At 41.5% G+C, this 17,061-nt stretch carries 14 protein-coding genes; 9 read left to right on the top strand and 5 right to left on the bottom strand.

Annotation, left to right across the window (positions count from 1 at the left end):
* Window positions 1–66 precede the first annotated feature (66 nt).
* From A7P55_RS22770 to A7P55_RS21630, 6 genes are all read left to right on the top strand, one after another.
* Window positions 67–450 (top strand): hypothetical protein, encoded by a 384-nt coding sequence (locus tag A7P55_RS22770; RefSeq protein WP_252727916.1) that lies wholly within the window; start codon window positions 67–69, stop codon window positions 448–450.
* A gap of 349 nt (window positions 451–799) precedes the next feature.
* On the top strand, window positions 800–1,402 hold the full coding sequence (locus A7P55_RS21650) for a hypothetical protein (protein WP_171553760.1): 603 nt from the start codon (window positions 800–802) through the stop codon (window positions 1,400–1,402).
* Between the two features lie 34 nt (window positions 1,403–1,436).
* Window positions 1,437–1,745, top strand: a complete 309-nt coding sequence (locus tag A7P55_RS21645; protein ID WP_216078133.1) for a hypothetical protein — start codon at window positions 1,437–1,439, stop codon at window positions 1,743–1,745.
* A 22-nt stretch (window positions 1,746–1,767) separates the two neighbouring features.
* Window positions 1,768–2,079, top strand: a complete 312-nt coding sequence (locus A7P55_RS21640; protein WP_101237429.1) for a hypothetical protein — start codon at window positions 1,768–1,770, stop codon at window positions 2,077–2,079.
* Window positions 2,069–2,350: a hypothetical protein gene (locus A7P55_RS21635; protein WP_171553759.1), complete on the top strand. Its 282-nt coding sequence runs from the start codon at window positions 2,069–2,071 to the stop codon at window positions 2,348–2,350. Before A7P55_RS21640 ends, A7P55_RS21635 begins: the two co-directional genes overlap by 11 nt.
* 45 nt (window positions 2,351–2,395) lie before the next feature.
* Window positions 2,396–2,905, top strand: coding sequence for an SMI1/KNR4 family protein (locus A7P55_RS21630; RefSeq protein WP_171553758.1), 510 nt, complete (start codon window positions 2,396–2,398; stop codon window positions 2,903–2,905).
* 109 nt (window positions 2,906–3,014) lie between these two features.
* On the opposite strand, the gene A7P55_RS21625 is transcribed toward A7P55_RS21630, so the two are convergent.
* Genes A7P55_RS21625 through A7P55_RS21615 form a run of 3 tightly spaced genes read right to left on the bottom strand, consistent with a single transcriptional unit; the run spans window position 3,015 to window position 8,906 of the window.
* Window positions 3,015–4,487, bottom strand: a complete 1,473-nt coding sequence (locus A7P55_RS21625; protein ID WP_171553757.1) for an efflux transporter outer membrane subunit — start codon at window positions 4,485–4,487, stop codon at window positions 3,015–3,017.
* A gap of 10 nt (window positions 4,488–4,497) precedes the next feature.
* The gene (gene adeG, locus A7P55_RS21620) at window positions 4,498–7,677 is read right to left on the bottom strand and encodes a multidrug efflux RND transporter permease subunit AdeG (protein ID WP_171553756.1); all 3,180 of its coding nucleotides are present in this window, start codon (window positions 7,675–7,677) and stop codon (window positions 4,498–4,500) included.
* A gap of 5 nt (window positions 7,678–7,682) precedes the next feature.
* A complete protein-coding gene (locus tag A7P55_RS21615; RefSeq protein WP_171553755.1) occupies window positions 7,683–8,906 on the bottom strand; it encodes an efflux RND transporter periplasmic adaptor subunit in 1,224 nt (407 codons plus the stop codon).
* Window positions 8,907–9,103: 197 nt separating this feature from the next.
* Between A7P55_RS21615 and A7P55_RS21610 the strand changes: the two genes are divergently transcribed.
* The 3 genes from A7P55_RS21610 (at window position 9,104) to A7P55_RS21600 (ending at window position 15,365) form a co-directional block, all read left to right on the top strand.
* Window positions 9,104–10,135 carry a LysR substrate-binding domain-containing protein gene (locus A7P55_RS21610; RefSeq protein WP_171553754.1) on the top strand — a complete coding sequence of 344 codons (1,032 nt, stop codon included), beginning with the start codon at window positions 9,104–9,106 and terminating at the stop codon, window positions 10,133–10,135.
* Between the two features lie 196 nt (window positions 10,136–10,331).
* Window positions 10,332–13,838, top strand: a complete 3,507-nt coding sequence (locus A7P55_RS21605; RefSeq protein ID WP_171553753.1) for a GLUG motif-containing protein — start codon at window positions 10,332–10,334, stop codon at window positions 13,836–13,838.
* A gap of 171 nt (window positions 13,839–14,009) precedes the next feature.
* Complete coding sequence (locus tag A7P55_RS21600) at window positions 14,010–15,365, top strand: sorbosone dehydrogenase family protein (protein ID WP_171553752.1); 1,356 nt, start codon at window positions 14,010–14,012, stop codon at window positions 15,363–15,365.
* Window positions 15,366–15,730: 365 nt separating this feature from the next.
* Here A7P55_RS21600 and A7P55_RS21595 read toward each other — a convergent pair whose 3' ends face one another.
* Both A7P55_RS21595 and A7P55_RS21590 read right to left on the bottom strand, forming a co-directional pair.
* The gene (locus A7P55_RS21595; protein WP_004654877.1) at window positions 15,731–16,090 is read right to left on the bottom strand and encodes a hypothetical protein; all 360 of its coding nucleotides are present in this window, start codon (window positions 16,088–16,090) and stop codon (window positions 15,731–15,733) included.
* 365 nt (window positions 16,091–16,455) lie between these two features.
* A complete protein-coding gene (locus A7P55_RS21590; protein ID WP_171553751.1) occupies window positions 16,456–16,848 on the bottom strand; it encodes a DUF4440 domain-containing protein in 393 nt (130 codons plus the stop codon).
* Window positions 16,849–17,061 lie beyond the last annotated feature (213 nt).

Here is a 17,061-nt window from a genome sequence, read left to right as displayed (position 1 = left end):
TGGCTTGGAGTATTTTTAAAAATAAATAACTTTATAGTGTTGGATTGATTTTTGAGATGAATGTGGATGTTAAAGTTTTATTTTTATACTGTTCCGGATTTTATCGATATACCCGATAATTTTAGAAGTAACTCTGGAGTTATTGTTATTGGTGAGAAGGATAATTTTTTTGATTTAGAAATTAATAAATATTTTTTGAAAGAAAATTTTTTAGTTAATTATTCTGTAAAAATTAATGATTTTGATTTTTTGGAAAAAATTTTGGATTTTAAAGGTGTTTTTGGTCAAAATAAATATTTGAATTACAATAAAAGTAAATTTTACAGTGAAAAGTTTTATATTGGTAAGAGTCTTTATTATTATGATGTTTCAAAGTATAAGGATTTTTTTTATGAAAACCTAAATTTATTCAGAAGTGGTTTTTCTGGTTTTTGTTTTTTTTTCAGATAAAATGGTTGGTGATAAGGTTAAATATGTTTTTCCTTTGGATTTTGTAAATAATTATTACGGAAATATATATCTTAATTTCCCTGAGAATTTCTTGGATAATTGTAACCTAGTTAAAAGGGTTGATGAGTTCCTAATTAAAAAGGAATATTTGAATGGAACAGGAAAGGTGCTAGGGATTGATTTTTATGCAAGGTATTTGATGGTCGATCGGAATGAGGTGATGGTGGTTAAAATTTTAAGTTGATTGTTTAAATATTTTTATTGGTTTTTAGCAAATTTTTATAAATACGGCTATTTAATTGTTGATTAATTAAAAAATAAATTCTTTGTAATTTTAAGGTGGATTGTAGTGGAGGTTGACGAGAATGGAGTTCTGTATTTAATTAATCAAAATATATGTGAATACAGTGAGCTTCAATATGCAATTGTAAATGGTGATGGTAATGTTCTTTCTGAAGGTTATTCTATATTTTCGCATAGAATAGGAAAGTATTATGAAAATTCTAAAATATTAGCGAATAGATTAACTTGTGATAATTATCTTTCTCTTTTAAATGATAAAAGTAAAGACGTAAGGTGTTCTGTTTTGACCATTATTAGGGATAGCTTTACATTGTATGATTCTAATGTAAGTTTGATGGAGTGTGTTTTAAATATTTCTGTTGATGGTAGTGATGAGGAAAGAGTGATAGTTAATACGATACTAACTAAAGAAGTAGTGAGTTTTTATAAAAAAGAAGTTGATCGTATTTTGGTTGGCTTTGTTGAAAACTCTGGAGGTAAATGTTTTTTTGACTACTACACATTTAATTATTTGTATGAATTGTTGGTTAGATTTGAGAGGAAGGATTTAATAGATAGACTGCTCATGATAGGGAAGGATAGTAATATAAGTAGTATCAAAGAAGCATACGAAGAAATAATTGAGGGTTTAATAACAAAAAATATATGAAAATGATGTTTTTTAATTTTAAAGGTTTTTATTTATGATTGATTTTTTTGAAATGAATGCTAATAACCTGAAGTTGGTCGTTTTTAAAAGCTTTTTAGGTGCTATTGCAAATAATGTAAGAGCAGTAGCATTCGACTTTAATGATGAAACTATATTTATTTATGGGTATTTAGATGTAGAACCCAAAGATGAAGATTATGAAATAATTGATATTGCTGTTACAGAAATAATGGCAGCTTATCCACGGTTTTTAAAACAAAAAATTTCTTTAGAAAAGTCAGAAAAACCAATAGGAAAGTTGCTTTCATACAAAGGTTGGGTTTTTTGTCGATATGAAGGGTAGAGCTTTCTTTAAAGGAGGTATTATGTTGGAAGTTAATAAAACCTTAACTTATTCAGGTGATGAAATGGTAGAGGTCTTAAAAGAGGTAGAGTATATACTAATTTCATTGCATAAGATGGGGTCCCATTATGCTGAAACCTTACCTGACTCTTATGTTGAGTATGCAAATGAAACTACTAAATTTATAGATGATAATAATATTTGTGAAAGACTAGCAGGTATTAGAAAAACTTTGTCTAGCAAATTTGATACTAGTTTAGGAGAAGATGATATGGATGATTTAGAAAGAGCTTGTGAAGATATAGAGTATTGGATTCCGAAGAATGAACTTTAAGATTAAAAAATATATAGAAAGTTATTTGAAAAGTTTGAACGAATACGAAGATATAACGCTTTTTTTTATTTTTTTAATAGAAGTAAAAGATAATAATTTTTTAGATAAAAATGGTTTGTACAATATTCTTTTAGGATTATCTAAAGAGATAGAGCAAGAATCCATTTTTTATGCAATATTAACAGATACGATGGACTATTTTGTTGATTTTCATCCAGAATTGTTGGAGGGTAGTGATGAATATTGCTTTATTAAAAGTTTAAACACTTAAAAAAATTGATAAGCTATGTTGAAAGGTGAAGCAAGGCTATTGACGATGAGTTTAGGTCAAGCGATTGAAGAAAATTTGGAAAAAAGAAATCAAATCATAAAAAGAATGAATCATGTCTTAACGCTCGATAAAGACTATATTGAGTTTTTGGAGAAGTTTAAAAACAATGAAATTATTCCCGATATTATCATTTGGGGATATGAAGAATCTTTAAAAGAGAATCACCATCTCCAAGAAAAATATCCAAAAATTGCCCAACAGCTGTGGGGGATAGGTTGCACTGGTCAAGGCGACAAGTGGTTCTTAGATCAAGAAGAAAGTCCATCAGTATTGTTTTATGATCACAATCAAGGGGAGTATCAGAGTATTGATCAATTTTTAAGTTTGAATATCAACTTTAAAGACTTTTTGACAATGGCATTTCACTATCAAGCACTTGAACAAGCACTAGATAAAAATGAAAATTTAAGCAAAGATCAACAAGAAAAATTTAAGCAAACAATGAGTACGATATCTAAAGATTTATATGAATTGTATCCTTTCAAATATTTCTAACAGATCATTTTCTTGAATGTGTGAGGATTGAGGAAGGCTGAGATAAAATTTAAATTACTCAATATAACCGAGAAAATCTACATCCATGTATATTTTCCCAATTTAAGCCTTATTGCCGTACCAGCTCCACTTGGCCAGTATGCCAACCACCACCTAAAGCTCGAATAAGATCTACACTAGCAATCATTTGACTGCCATGAAGCTGTGCAGCGAGTTGCTCTTGCTGCAAGATACTCCGATCCGAATCAATCACATCCAGATAACTAATGCTGCCTTCACGATAACGTAAATGTGAAAGCTGATTGGCATGTCGGGATGATGCAAGTGCTTGACCCTGAGCCTGTATTTGCTGATCCAGAATACGCTGATCAGACAAACCATTTTCAACTTCACGGAAAGCATTTAGTACGGTCTGCCGATAATTGGCGACACTCTGTTCATAGCCTGCACGTGCCTGAGCAACGCCTGCCTTACGTTGTCCACCATCAAATAATGGTAAAGACAAAATTGTGCCCGCAACAGGGCCGAGTAAAAAAGTTCGACTCGACCATTTTCCCAAATCTCCTAAACTTGCTGATTCATAACCCAGCGCACCAGTGAGATCTAGTTTGGGGAAAAAGGCAGCACGGGCAATACCAATCCGTGCATTATCGGCGGCCATGGCACGTTCTGCGGCAGCGATATCGGGACGACGTTCAAGCAAGCTCGAAGGTAAACCCGCAGGTAGACGAATCGCTGCAGCAGACAAGGGTTGAGTCGCTAAGCTAAATTCGGCAGGTGGTTTGCCGAGTAATACTGCCAATGCATGTTCGGTACTGGCGCGATTCCGTGTAATGCTGAGTGCAGTGCTTTGGGCGGTTGAGAGTTCCGTTTGCGCACGAGAAACATCCAGATTACTGACCAATCCATTGCGATAACGTGCTTGAATCAAATTTTGATTCTCTGTCAGTAACTTGATGTTTTGCGTATAGATGGCTTGTTCAGCATCGAATTGACGAATCAGAAAGTACGCCTGTGCCACATCTGCTTGCAAGGCTAACAGTGCAGAATGATACAAGGCTTCCTGTTGCTGTACATCTGCGGTCGCTGCATTGATACTGCTGGCAACCCGTCCAAATAGATCCAGTTCATAGGAGACATTGGCTTGCGCCCGCCATAAGGTACGTGCAGATGTGGATGCATCCGAATCAAGTCCTAAAGATGCAGGTGAGGGCTTCTGACGGGTGGGTCCAAAACCTGCGCCAATACTAGGTAAGCGTTCAGCTTGTGCAGCAGACCTTAAAGCACGTGAGGCCTGAATATTGGCCGCTGCGGCTTTTAAATTCTGGTTCCCCGCAATGGCCTGTTGCTCCAGATCATTCAATTGCGGATCATTAAAAATACGCCACCATTCACCGCGAGACTGCGCATCGGCAGGTTGCGCGACGGTCCAGTTGGGATCATTCAATTGGGCATCCGCTTCCTTGAATTGCAGTGGAATAACCAGCTTGGCAGGTTGATATTCTGGTGCCAATGAGCAGCCTGCAAGTAGCAGGCTTCCCATTAGTGAGGAGAGTATCCAGTGTGGTTTGAATCCTGTCATATTCTGCTCCTTAGTGATCGTGTGAACTGTGCAGAGGTGCTTCATGCACAGCGGCTGAATGCAGTTTATGTTTGCTATTCAGGGTACGAATCAATACATAGAAGGCAGGGGTCAGGAACAAACCAAAGAAGGTAACCCCAATCATGCCAAAGAATACTGCAACGCCCATGGCATGGCGCATTTCAGCACCTGCGCCTGTTGATGTGACCAGTGGAACTACACCCATAATGAAGGCGATTGAAGTCATTAGAATCGGACGCAGACGTAAACGGCTGGCTTCAACTGCAGCATTGAATGCAGTCGCGCCTTGCATTTCCAGTTCTCGGGCAAATTCCACGATCAAGATGGCATTCTTACAGGCCAGTCCGACCAGTACCATCAAGCCAATCTGGGTAAAGATGTTGTTATCACCGCCTGTGAGCCAAACCCCGGTCAGTGCAGCCAAGATACCCATCGGTACAATTAAAATCACAGCCAATGGCAAGGTCAGACTTTCATATTGCGCTGCCAAAACCAAGAACACTAGCAATACACTGATCGGGAACACCCACAATCCGGCATTACCTGCCAAGATCTTTTGATAGGTCAGATCGGTCCATTCAAATTTCACCCCACGCGGTAAGGTTTCAGCGGCAATCCGCTCAACTGCTGCTTCGGCTTGGCTGGATGAATAACCCGGTGCAGGTCCACCGTTAATATCGGCTGCGGTATAGCCGTTATAGCGCACCACCATTTCTGGGCCATAGGTTTGAGTGACATTGACCAGAGACGACAGCGGTACCATTTGCCCTGCATTGTTACGGGTTTTAAGCTGTAAAATATCTTCAGGATTGGCACGGAACGGCGCATCGGCTTGGGCACGTACCTGATAGACACGACCAAAGCGGTTAAAGTCATTCACATATTGTGAACCCAGATAAATCTGCATGGTATTAAATACATCAGTCACGGCAACGCCTTGTTGCTTGGCTTTGACCCGATCCAGATCAACATTCAATTGCGGCACATTGATTTGATAACTGGAGAACATTGGCCCCAATTCAGGTGCAGATTGTGCTGCCTTCATAAAGGATTGCGCGGCGTTATTCAATTCGGCATAGCCTAAAGCACCGCGATCTTCCAGCTGCAGTTTAAAGCCGCCCATGGTGCCGAGACCCATCACTGGTGGTGGTGGAAATACTGCAATATAAGCATCTTGAATCGCGGCGTATTTCTGATTCAAAGCACCTGCTATGGCATTGGCAGAAAGATCAGCCGCTTTACGTTCTGCAAATGGTTTTAAGGTCACAAACACAATCCCTGCACTGGAACTGTTGGTAAAACCATTAATCGATAAACCTGGGAAAGCCACCGCACTTTCGACACCGGGCTGTTTCAGTGCCGCATCACTCATTTTACGGATCACGGTTTCGGTTCGATCTAGTGAGGCACCATTCGGTAATTGGGCAAAGCTAATCAGATATTGCTTATCTTGTGCGGGCACAAAGCCACCCGGAACGATATAAGAAATCCCGATGGTCAGTCCAAGTAAAGCTGCATAAACACCCATCGCTGAGGCTTTATGGGAAATCACCCGGCTAACGCCACGACCATATTGATCCGATGCGCGTGAGAATACGCGGTTAAACAAGGCAAAGAAGCGTCCGAAGACACGGTTCATCACACGAGTCAGGAAGTCTGGTTTGGCATCATGACCTTTCAGCAACATGGCGGCCAACGCAGGAGACAAGGTGAGGGAGTTGAATGCTGAAATCACGGTGGAGATGGCAATGGTCATGGCGAACTGTTTATAGAATTGCCCTGTTAAACCCGTCATAAAGGCCAGCGGGACGAACACCGCAACCAAGGTTAATGCGATGGCAATGATCGGTCCACTGACTTCACGCATGGCACGGTAAGTCGCATCTCTTGGACTGAGTCCTGCTTCAATATTCCGCTCGACATTCTCCACCACCACGATGGCATCATCGACCACGATCCCGATGGCGAGTACCATCCCGAACAGTGACAGGGCATTGATGGAATAACCAAAGGCCAGCATCAAGGCGAAAGTACCAATGATGGAAACAGGCACTGCCAGTAACGGAATAATTGAGGCGCGCCATGTTTGTAAGAACAGGATCACCACCACAACCACCAGTGCAATCGCTTCAAGCAGGGTATGAATCACCGCTTTAATACTTGAGCGTACAAATTGGGTGGGGTCGTAAACAATGTCGTATTTAATCGAAGATGGAAAATCTTTGGACAGTTCCGCCATGGTGCTACGCACTTGGTCAGAGACCTGTAAGGCATTGGCACCCGGTGCTTGGAAAATTGGAATCGCCACCGCCTGTTTATTGTCCAGTAATGAACGCAAGCCATATTGTGAAGCGGCAAGTTCAACACGCGCGACATCACCCAAACGCGTCACTGCACCATCTGCTGCCGTTTTTAAAATAATATCGGCAAATTCCTGTTCGGTACTTAAACGACCTTGTGCATTCACCGAGAGCTGTAAAGGTGAATTGTTCGGCGCTGCACCAATGGTTCCTGCAGCCACTTGAATATTCTGTTCACGAATGGCATTCACAATTTCAGTGGCGGTGAGGTTACGTTGCGCCACCTTTTGTGGATCTAACCACACCCGCATGGCGTAATCACCCGAACCAAACAGACCGACTTCACCCACACCTTGTAGGCGTGCCAGACGGTCTTTGACATTGAGTACGGCATAGTTACGCAAGTAGGTCATGTCATAGCGATTGTCTGGTGAGGTCAGATGCACCACCATGGTTAAGGTTGGCGAGCTTTTCAGCGTAGTCACACCGAGACGTTGTACATCTTCCGGCAAACGTGGCAGGGCTTGAGAAACCCGATTCTGGACCAGTTGCTGGGCTTTATCGGGATCAATCCCGAGCTTGAAATTGACGGTAATGGTCAGGTTGCCATCGCTATTGGCCTGAGACTGCATATACAGCATGTTCTCTACACCATTGATGGATTCTTCCAATGGAGAGGCAACGGTTTCAGCGATCACTTTAGGGTTAGCACCCGGATATTGGGCACGCACTACGACAGAGGGGGGCACCACTTCTGGATATTCAGAAATAGGCAGTTGGAACAGCGAGAGTAAGCCCGCCAGTAGAATCAGGACGGACAGCACCCCAGCAAAGATCGGGCGATCAATAAAAAATTTAGAAATATTCATGCGGATTAACCTTTTGCCGAAGTTGAGGTTTTATCTGTAGGCTGAGGTTGTTGTGCTGTGTTATCGGTAATGATTTGAGGATTCGGCATAGGGACCAGATGTGGACTGACAGGATCACCCGGACGGATACGTTGTAAACCATTCACGACAATGCGATCACCCACTTGCAGGCCGCTATTGATGATTTGCAAGCCATCTTGTTGCGCACCCAATTTAACTTCACGATATGCGGTTTGGTTTTTCGCATCGACTACGACCACAAAACGTTTGTCTTGATCGACACCAATCGCCGTTGGGCTAATCAGAATCGCTGCACGAGGTTGCCCACCGCCCAGACGAATACGGGCATACAGCCCAGGAAGCATCACACCTTTGGGATTATCAAAGGTGGCGCGGACACGGATGGTGCCTGAGGTGGTATTTAAATTATTGTCGATCGAACTGATATAACCTTCACGGCTAAAACCAGACTCATTGGCGAGACCTAAATAGACAGGAACTTGCGCTGAATTGCGTTGATTGCTGATGTATTTTAGATAAGTTTGTTCATCGACATCGAAAGAAGCATACAGACGTGACACCGAAACCAAACTGGTCAGTACCTGTGCGCCATTGCCTGCGGAAACCACATTACCCACCGTCACTTCGGCACGGGAAATACGTCCACTGACAGGGGCGGTAATACGAGTATATTCCAGATTTAAACGTGCAGTTTCGACAGCGGCTTTAGCGGCTTGCAAGTTGGCATTGGCTGAACGTGCTTCATTTTCCGCTTGATCAAGCTCTTGATGGGCAATCGCGTTACTTTGAATTAAGCGCTGGTTACGGCCCAAATTTGCTGAAGAGTAAGTGACTTGTGCTTCCGCAGAAGCCAGTTGCGCTTTAGCCCGATTCAGCTCTGCCTCAAAAGGACGCGGGTCAATGGTGAATAATAAATCTCCTTTGTTGACCAAGCTACCATCTTTGAAGTGAACGGCAATCAATTTACCGGAAACTTGGGGTCGAACATCGACTTGATCAATGGCTTCAAGCCGCCCTGAATATTCTTGCCAGTCGGTGATGGTCTGACTGACCACAGTGGCGACATCAACGGTTGCAGCAGGCGGTGCAGCTGCTGTTGGGGTGGCTTTCGCATCTGCATTTTCTTGGAAGAGAATAAAACTGCCACCCGTTGCAAAAATAGCAAGAATGATGGCAGACAGCGTCAGCTGTTTGCGAGAAAGTGACATGGGATGCTCCTGGTTATTTGAATCCCTGTTTTCAGACTTTTTGTTTTGGTCTGTATGGGAGAAACAGGTTTATGGAATGAAAGGAGCATAAGAGTTTGTCAATTACGAATAAATATACTAAATTCGATAACACTATTCGTATTTTTATAATAATTGTTGTGTGAAACTGAAAAAATGCAGCAATGAGGAGTGGGCGTGTGGATCTATTTCATGCAATGAGAGTCTTTAATAAAGTGGTTGAAACCAACAGCTTTAGTTTGGCTGCCGATAGTCTGGGACTACCGCGTGCTTCGGTGACCACCACCATTCAGGCTTTAGAAAAACATTTACAAGTTCGCTTACTCAATCGCACCACGCGTAAGCTCAGTTTAACCCCCGATGGTGCAGTCTATTATGACCGTAGTCTGAGAATTCTGGCGGATGTTGAAGATATTGAGGCGTCCTTTCATGATGAGGAACGAGGGCCACGAGGACGATTACGTATTGATGTGCCAGTGTCGATTGGTCGTTTGATTCTAATTCCACGATTAAGAGAGTTTCATAACCGCTATCCCGATATTGATCTGGTCATAGGCATGAATGATCGTCCTGTAGACTTGGTCGGTGAGGCGGTGGATTGCGCGATTCGGGTGGGAGAGCTACAGGACTCGAGCTTGATTGCCCGCCGTATTGGTACGTTTCAGTGTGCTACGGCAGCATCGGCATGTTATTTAGAAAAATATGGTGAACCGAAGACACTTGAAGATTTACAAAAAAATCATCAAGCCATTCATTTCTTCTCTAGCCGTACAGGGCGCAATTTTGACTGGGATTTTGTGGTTGATGACCTGATTCAAAGTGTCAGTGTTAATGGACAGGTTTCAGTCAATGATGGCGATGCCTATATCGATTTGGCCTTGCAAGGCTTTGGTCTGATTCAAGGTCCACGCTATATGTTGACCAATCATTTTGAGGTGGGAACTTTAAAGGAAGTATTACCCAAATGGACACCTGCACCGATGCCAATATCGGTGGTTTATTTGCAAAGTCGGCATTTATCCCACAAAGTCAGAGTCTTTGTTGATTGGGTAGCGGAGCTGTTTGCTGGTTGTCCATTATTAGGCGGTAGTGCTTTGCCACTGGATCAGAAATGTGAATTTGCTTGTGACCAGAAAACCAATCATGAATATACCATCCGGACTTTGGTCGAGCAGCATAATATTGCTGAGGCACGTGCCTTAAAGACTTAAAGATCAGTGATGGAGTTACGAGCTTAGTCATCACTGGATCTATAAAAATGCCTAAAAAGGAGATCAAAACGCTACGATCTTCTGCATGCGCTTTGTCCGAAAAATGATAAAAAATGATCAAAAAAATAAAATGTATGGTAAAAAAAATGCTCAACAAAAAGTTGAAATAATATTAAAAATCAAAGGGGAAGTATAAGTGAATAAAATTTATCGAATTGTCTGGAATGCAACGCATCTTTGCTGGCAAGCCGTGAGTGAAAAGGCTAAAGGGGGCGTGGTTGCAACGCAATCAACAACAAAAATCAAATCTAAAACCGCAGTTGCTGATACAGCAAAACGAGCAGCATTCTTTGCAGTGAATATCTTAACTGCAAGCATTGCATTTGCAGGACCAACAGGTGGGGTGGTGAGTTCAGGAACAGCGAGCATTTCAACCGCAGGAACCACCACCACCATTAACCAGTCCACCGCAAAAGCCGCGATTGACTGGAGTAGCTTTTCGACCAATAGCAATGAAATTGTGAATTTCGTGCAACCGAATAGCAGCTCGATTACCTTAAACCGCGTCACAGGTACGAGTGCATCCAACTTAAACGGTCAGTTAAATGCCAATGGGCAAGTATTTATTATTAACCCGAACGGCGTGTTATTTGGCAGCACCTCACAGGTGAATACCGCGGGTCTGGTGGCATCGACCTTAAACCTGAGTAATGCTGATTTTAATAATAATCTCTTTAATTTTAATAACGCTACTAATAACAAAACGGTTGAGAACCGCGGCAAAATCACTGTGCCCACAGGTGGTACAGTGGCTTTGATTGCTCCGACAGTAAAACAAACAGGAACGATTAAAGCACCACAAGGCAATGTTTTATTGGCAGCAGGCGGTGATATTACCCTGAATTTAAATAATGGCAGCCTATTGGGTTACACCATTAATCAGGGTAAGGCACAGGCCTTGATTAACTCAGGCGGAATGATTCAGGCGGATGGCGGTAAAGTGATCCTGACCGCAAAAGGAATTGATGAATTAAGCAATGCCGTAGTCAACAGTGTTGGGGTGATTCAAGCGCAAACAGTGAATAATGTCCGTGGTGTGATTGAGCTTGGCAGTGATTTAAGCAGCGGTAAGGTAAATGTGAGCGGTACCTTAGATGCATCAGCCCCGAACGGTGGCAATGGTGGACAAATCAAAACCTCCGCGGCAGAGGTAAACATCAATTCTGGTACCAATATCACGACCCAGCGTAATAGCATAAGCAGCTTACCGCCGACCACCAGTGGCTGGGAACTGAAATCCAAAAATGTTGATGTTGATTTCTTTGGTGGCAGTGTCAGTAGTACCACCTTGGGTGATGCTTTAAATAAAGGCAACGTCACTTTGAATGCGATGGGTACAGCAGAAGGCCAAGGCAATATTAATATCAATGATGCCACCAGTTGGAATGCCAATACTGCACTGACATTGACCGCAAACAAAGATATTAACTTTAATAGTGATTTAGATTTAAGTGGAGATAAGGCCAAACTTGCCATGAACTATGGCGCAGGCTCGGATTACAACTTAAATAATGGCGCCAAGATTAATATCAGTGGTGCATCCCCGACCTTATTGATTAATGGAACGTCCTACATTGTGATCAATGACTTAGGCGAAGAAGGGGATGCCAATATCAATACCCTGCAAGGGATGAATAATAATCTGACTGGGAATTATGCCTTGGGCAGTAATATTGATGCATCAGATACGGTCAATTGGAATAATGGGAAAGGTTTTGAGCCAGTTGGTGATGTTGGCGCAATACTCACGATATTGAATGACCCAAATAATCCAGGTGGAATTACTGCAACACAAACAATGATTGATAAACCTTTCACCGGCGAATTTCATGGTCTTGGGCATACAGTTGCGGGACTATATATAAACAGAGAAAATCCGTTGCCTTATCCAATTCCGACAGAGCTGCCAGCAATTTTTGATTTTCATTCAATTGGGCTCTTTGGGGCGACAACCAATACGGTGAGAGATGTTGGAACGATTGGAGGTGTTATAAAAGGAACCAGTAACGTTGGTGGCTTAATTGGGTTTCAGAAATCAGGTGTTATTAAAAATACATTTAGTTCCAATTCAATTTATGGCTTGTCGCAAGTTGGAGGGCTAATTGGTACAAGTGGTTATCGTGATGAAAATCATAATCAAAGTTCTGGAACTATTTTGAACTCCTATGCTTCAGGTGATATTACAGTTTTGTATATTTCAGAGCCTTTACTTGGCAGTTCTATTGGTGGATTAATTGGTCAAAGTTTTAGTTTAATTAAAGATAGTTATGCAACAGGCCATATCAACTCAGAAATGACAAATTCATATGGTGTTGGTGGGTTGGTTGGCGAACAAATGAATAACGATATAATCAGAAGTTATGCGACAGGAAATATTTCAGGCAACATCGAACATTTAGGTGGTTTGGTTGGCTCACTCAGATTTTCTCAAGGAAATACCAAAATTTATCAAAGTTATGCAACGGGAAATTTGGACGGTAAAGCTAAAGTAGGTGGATTAATCGGATTTGTTGGACTTGAGGCCTCTTATAATAATCCAAGCCGTGATATAGATTCGATTGCAACCGTTGAGCAGAGTTACGCCACTGGTAAAGTAAGTGCTTACGATAATACTTATCTTGCATCTACAGGTGGTCTTATTGCTTCAATTAATGGGGCTGTCAAAGTTAAAAATAGTTACTCAACTGGAGAGGTGATTGGGACATCTGAAACTGGAGGTCTCGTTGGTTCAATCAGTAATAGTTTCCCAAGTTTGCAGAATAAGACTGAAATTGAAAATAGCTACGCAACTGGTAAAGTCACTGGAACCGAGTATACCGGTGGCTTAGTTGGTTATAACTTATCTGAAAGTATTATCAAAAATAGCTCTGCTCAAGGTGATGTTCAAGGAACAAACAGTGTAGGTGGTCTAGTTGGATTTAATGCCACTGAAATTTCGAATAGCTCAGCTCAGGGTCATGTCACTGGGGAAAAAGATGTCGGTGGTTTAGTAGGGAAAAATGTAGAAGGCGTAAGTCATAGTTTTGCGACAGGAAATGTGACGGGAACAGAGAATGTTGGTGGCCTCGTCGGTTTTAATCAAAAATGGACGAGTGCTGAAGAGGGTGAGATTCATTATAGCTATGCAACTGGTTCGATTAACGGAAGTACCAGCGTCGGTGGTTTAATTGGCTTGAATCATCTTGGAAATGTGTCTTCTAGTTATGCAACAGGTGATGTGAAGGGCTATCAATATACGGGTGGCTTAGTTGGAAATACGCAAGGAGGGTATCTTCTCAATACCTATGCTTTGGGTAATGTTATAGGGCAAAATTCTACTGGTGGATTACTTGGAGGTAGAACAACGAATTACTTGCCAAAAGTTGAAAATAGCTTTTCTTCTGGTTCTGTGAGTGGCGTAACGAATACAGGTGGACTGATTGGCAATACCAATGGAATCACGATTACTGTAAATAGCTATTGGAATAAAGAGACCTCTGGACAAAGCCAAAGTGCTGGAGGGTATGGAAAAACCACGGTTGAATTGCAACAAATTCAGACCTTCGCAGACTGGGATATCGCAGATGCTTCAGATCCAAATTCAACCTCGACATGGGTAATTGATGAGAATAATAGCACCCCGTGGTTGCGTTATAATCACTAATATTCAAAACAAGAATGCTTAGATAAAACAAGAGGTTTCGGCCTCTTGTTTTGATGAATTGTTGCTTTAAATGATGATTTCACCTGAATACTCATCTATTAAACACGTTGTATTTCAATGCTGCATCGGATTATGCTTTTGAGAATGAAAAAATAAAACATAAGGTAAGCGATGTCGACTCAACTAAAATGGTTCATGTTCGGAACCAGTATTGTTCTCGTACTTTCAGGCTGCAGTGCCACATCTAAATATCCCATTTCAGCAAGTTATGGCCCTCAACCCGTATTACCCAAACCTCAATCGAGTTTAGCGCCTACTGTTAATATTGCCCCTGCTAAAGGCTGGCCGAAGGGTGTGATGCCGACGCCAGCAGAAGGTTTAAAAGTTCAGCCGTTTGCCCAAGGACTTGATCATCCAAGATGGCTCTATGTATTACCGAATGGTGATGTGTTGGTGGCTGAAACCGATGCACCACCTAAGCCTGATGATAGCAAAGGGATTCGTGGAAAAATTGCGAAAAAGGTGATGCAACGTGCAGGGGCATCTTTTCCAAGTGCCAATCGTATTCGTTTACTGCGTGATACCAATGGCGATGGGATTGCAGATAAAAATACGGTTTTCCTCGAAAATTTAAATTCGCCGTTTGGTATGACTTTGGTGGGGAATACACTTTATGTCGCCAATACCGATGCCTTGATGCGTTTTCCTTATCAGGAGGGCGCGACAAAAATTACGGCGCAGGGAATGAAAGTCTTGGATCTCCCTGCGGGAAAACTCAATCATCATTGGACAAAAAATGTGATTGCAAACCCAGCAGGGACAAAGCTATACATTACGGTGGGCTCCAACAGCAATGCGGCTGAGAATGGGTTGGATCAAGAAGTAGGGCGAGCGCAGATTTTAGAGTTTGATATTGCCTCAGGCAAAGCAAGATCTTTTGCTACAGGACTCAGAAACCCGAATGGAATGGGATGGCAACCACAAGGTGGTCAGCTCTGGACCGTGGTGAATGAGCGTGATGAGTTAGGCAGTGATTTAGTACCTGACTATATGACTTCAGTCAAAGAAGAGGGCTTTTATGGTTGGCCCTATAGTTATTTTGGACAGCATGTCGATACACGAGTAAAACCACAAAATCCAGATATGGTCGCTCGTGCGCTTAAACCTGATTATGCGCTGGGAAATCATACTGCATCTTTAGGTTTGGCCTTTTATGCCACTGAATTAATGCCGCAATACCGAGGAGGAGCATTCATCGGTCAGCATGGTTCATGGAATCGTAAACCGCATAGTGGTTATAAAGTGATTTTTGTCCCGTTTAGAAGTGGTCAGCCGTATGGAGAACCACAAGATGTGTTGACGGGCTTTTTAAGTGATAAAGGACAGGCCTATGGACGACCTGTCGGTGTGGCAATTGATTTTTCAGGTGCACTTTTGGTTGCAGATGATGTTGGGAATATCATTTGGCGTGTATCACCGATTGCTCAAACCACTTATGAAAGCCCCATGCAGGAACCTAGAAAATAGCGGTAATCACTTCACTGGTATTCGTCGAATAATATGTGTTGGGTGACAATGATATAAGCCCTTATTTATAAATATGTCCAAACATAAGCTAAGCTTGGTGAATAAAATGCATATGGGTAGACGTTTGTGTATTGTTTTTGTGATTTGAGTATGTTTTAAAATTAATTTTGTGATATAAATAACACTATTAGCGATAGTAATATCGTAGTCCCATTCTCTTCCCCAAGAGTCTGGGATTTTTTTTACCTGAGAAATCATTGCTGCCTATTTTGGACGTTTTGATGGGGAGTCAATCTGATTTAGATGGTTTTTGGTGGAAGATCTGAAAAAATATTTTTCAGATCTGATTTTGAAAAGGGCTGTGTTTATTTCTTTTGTTTAAAACGATATTTGCATTTCAGACAGCGATAGTCCTGAAAAATATTTTTGTCGACCATGATGCCTGCTTTTTTCCCAAATATATTTCCAACCACACCACCCGTAATTCCTGCACTGATTGCACCAACAAAAGTGCCTACCGTACCACCGACAATCACACCTAAGGGGCCAGCAACTGTACCAATTGCTGCACCGATGGATGCACCACCTGCAGCACCACCGACCGTACCTGCAGTCGTACCTGCGGCCGTCAGTAATACACCGCCCGTAGTTCTCAATAATTTGTCATGATTACGTGTTTCAATTTCTGTTGAACCACATTTAGGGCATTCGATAGGTTTTTCCATAAAACGATTTATCCTGTCTTTCTTTATTGAGTCACCCAGTTGACTGTGCTCAAGCAGAACTGTGAGCCAAGGTCATACTTTGGAAGCGGCGCTGTTTTCGGGTCGATAAACCAGAGACATCACTTTTTCAGTTTTGATTTTAGCGGAACAATGCCATAAGTATTTATAGTTCATGTAAATCATCTGAGCGTATACCCGTCTGCGTTCTGTAGGAGTGAAATGAGAGCGCTGGCTGTGTGATACAACGGGATATTCAGTTGAAATTTTGGAGATTAAAAAAGGAGTGATCGTTGCTGAATGAGATGACTCGAATCAGCAATAAAGCTCCTGTTGTAACAAGAGCTTTGATGTGACTTGCTCACCCTTTAGGGTAAAAATGTTTCTTGCAAATAACTCCAGAGCATTTTTCCGTTAATTTCTTCAATTAAAGCGCATGAGCGTCGAATCAAGATACCCGTATCTTTGGTATGTTTTTCAGTATAAGTTAGAACAATTGCATCTTCTTTTTGCATCAAGATTTGCTCGTCATAGATTTCAATCTGGATATCAGGCATTTTGCCTTGATTATTGGCAAATAGACCTTTCACTTGTTCGAGTGAAATACGTTTTCCAGCCGCACCGACCATTTCAAAATGATCTGCAAAATAATCAATTAGCAGGGCAAGGTCTTGTTCTGCATGTTTGCCACTAAAAATGTTTTCAATCAAGACATGCATGCTATGAATGCTTTCGATTGCTTGTTCTTTAATGAGTGCCATATTCATTTCCATTGAAAATTGAGTATCTTGTTTTATTTTAAACTAAAAATTAATGTAAAATTCAATATAATTTTAAATTAATTTAAACCTGAATTTTTTATAATTGTTCATTTTTATCATAAAAACATGCATTTTATCATTTGTTTATATTGAATTTAGGGATATTTTATGCAGCACAGGTTTTCCATCATGGCAAAAAAGGTATAACTTTAT

Origin of the sequence: Acinetobacter sp. Ac_5812 (assembly GCF_013072695.1) — a bacterium.
Classification (GTDB): domain Bacteria; phylum Pseudomonadota; class Gammaproteobacteria; order Pseudomonadales; family Moraxellaceae; genus Acinetobacter.
This window is presented reverse-complemented; position numbering and strand designations above follow the sequence as displayed.